This is a genomic window from Robertmurraya sp. DFI.2.37 (assembly GCF_029211245.1).
GTDB classification, from domain to species: Bacteria; Bacillota; Bacilli; order Bacillales; family Cytobacillaceae; genus Robertmurraya; species Robertmurraya methanolica_A.
In genome coordinates this window covers 1-295 of record NZ_JARGEJ010000709.1, presented here as the reverse complement: position 1 = coordinate 295, position 295 = coordinate 1, and the positions used below count along the sequence as shown (strand labels likewise).

The 295-nt window shown below is 37.6% G+C and carries 1 protein-coding gene; it reads right to left on the bottom strand.

Translation table 11 applies throughout. The features are described 5' to 3' along the window. Positions 1-295 (bottom strand): DegT/DnrJ/EryC1/StrS family aminotransferase (locus tag PZE06_RS28320; protein WP_275792444.1); only part of this gene is annotated, 295 nt, incomplete at both ends.

Sequence of the window (295 nt, the reverse complement as noted above, 5' to 3'; positions counted from 1 at the left end):
AATACCGTTCTTATCTAAATGTTCAGCAAGTGCATCTCGTTCATCAAATTCAAAGCAGTACTGGTGAAAAGTATGTTCCCTCGTTACAATTACAGGTGGTGTTCTCAAGTATTGCTGTAAACAATTCGTATAGCGTTTTGCCACTTCCTTGCGCTTATGCAAAAAAAGATCCAAATGCTTTAATTTCAAAAGTAAAACGGCAGCCTGAATTTCATCGAGACGACTGTTCATTCCAATTTTAGTGTGGATATACTTTTGTCTGCTGCCATGATTCCTTAGTGAAAGCATCTTTTCG